This window comes from Frankia sp. AgKG'84/4, from assembly GCF_023242965.2.
In the GTDB taxonomy this organism is placed as follows: domain Bacteria; phylum Actinomycetota; class Actinomycetes; order Frankiales; family Frankiaceae; genus Frankia.
In genome coordinates this window covers 1-1,422 of sequence record NZ_JALKFU020001092.1, presented here as the reverse complement: position 1 = coordinate 1,422, position 1,422 = coordinate 1, and the positions used below count along the sequence as shown (strand labels likewise).

The following is a 1,422-nucleotide window of genomic DNA, read 5'->3' as shown; positions in this document are numbered from 1 at the left end:
TACCAGCAGATCGGCCGGGCCGGGCGAGCGGTCGATGCCGCGGAGGTCATCCTGCTGCCCGCCACCGAGGACCGGGAGCCCGTCGTCGTCGTCAACGGCGCGCTGACCGCCCGGGTTGTGATCGGCGCCGACGGCGCGAACTCGGTGGTGCGCCGCGCGCTCGGGCTCGCGGCGAACCCGCCGGAGGCCATGGCGATCGCCGTGCGCGCCTACGCCGACCTGCCCGCCGACGGCCGGCCGTCGGAACAGTTCATCCACATGACGGACGTGGGCTGGCCCGCCTACGCCTGGTCCTTCCCGATCGGCGACGGCCGGACGAACATCGGCTACGGCATGCTGCGCTCACAGCTCGGCGCCGGCGCCGACGGGGCCAGCGCGAAGAGCGTGCTGCACCGGACCCTGGCCGGCATGCTGCCGCAGAGCCCCGCCGATCCGGCCACCCTGCGGGCCCACCATCTGCCGTTGTCGACCCACCGGCCGCGGCAACCGAACGGACCGGTCCTGCTCGTCGGCGACGCGGCATCCCTGATCAACCCGCTGACCGGCGAAGGGATCTACTACGCGCTGCTGTCCGGTTCGCTGGCGGGCCGCGCGGCGGTCACGTCGACGCCGGCCACCGCCGGCCGGCAGTACCGGCGCTCACTCGACGGGGAGCTGGGCCGGCACCTGCGGCACACCACGCTGCTCGCCGGTCTCGTCGGCCGCAGCCGCACGATGATGGACGGCGCGGTCCGGGCCGCCCGCACCCGCACCGAGCTCTACGACACCCTCGTCGAGATCGGCCTGGGGCGCGGGACGATCCCGGCGAGCACCCTGACTCGGCTGGCCGTGCGGCGCACGGTGGCCGGCCTGCGCTGAGCGGCGGCTCCGACCTACCCGACCGGGTCCAGTGCCGCCACGCGGACTCCGGCCACTCGCCGGCTGCGGCCACCGGGCGTTAGGGGCCGAGATAGGGCACGGCGGAGGTCAGTCCGACGATGGCCGCTCCGAGGCCCAGCAGCAGCGCGGTGTCGAACAGCCGCCCGCGCACGACGAGCAGCCCGGCGCGGCGCGCCGGCAGCGCGAGGCGCCCGAGCCCCGCGAGGATCAGCATCACCCCGACCGTGAACAGCCCGCGCCGCCAGCGGTCCTGGGTGACCAGTACGAATCCGGCGAACACACCGATGAGGATCACGGTGAACAGGGCTTCCCGCCGCAGCCAGTCGACGAGGCTCGGCCGCCTCGCCGCCGGTGCCGCCGCGGTGCCGAGTTCCGCTCCGCGCCCCTCGGTGGGCCCCGACGGACCCTGGGCGGCCGTGCCCCGCGGCACCGGCCCGTACCGGCCCGCATCATCACCGGGGATCCGCGACGCCGGGCGGGATGACGCGGCCGGGAACGCCTGCGGCGGCGGGCCGGGCCGGGTCCGCGGCCGCGGGCGAAGGT

Annotated in this window: 2 protein-coding genes; one reads left to right on the top strand and one right to left on the bottom strand. The window is 76.1% G+C overall.

Annotated features, from left to right (window positions below):
* The coding region (locus MXD58_RS27560) for an FAD-dependent monooxygenase (protein WP_250611007.1) at nucleotides 1–858 on the top strand (858 nt) is incomplete at its 5' end.
* A gap of 79 nt (nucleotides 859–937) precedes the next feature.
* Here MXD58_RS27560 and MXD58_RS27555 read toward each other — a convergent pair.
* Nucleotides 938–1,422 (bottom strand): DUF3017 domain-containing protein (locus MXD58_RS27555; RefSeq protein WP_250610999.1); only part of this gene is annotated, 485 nt, incomplete at its 5' end.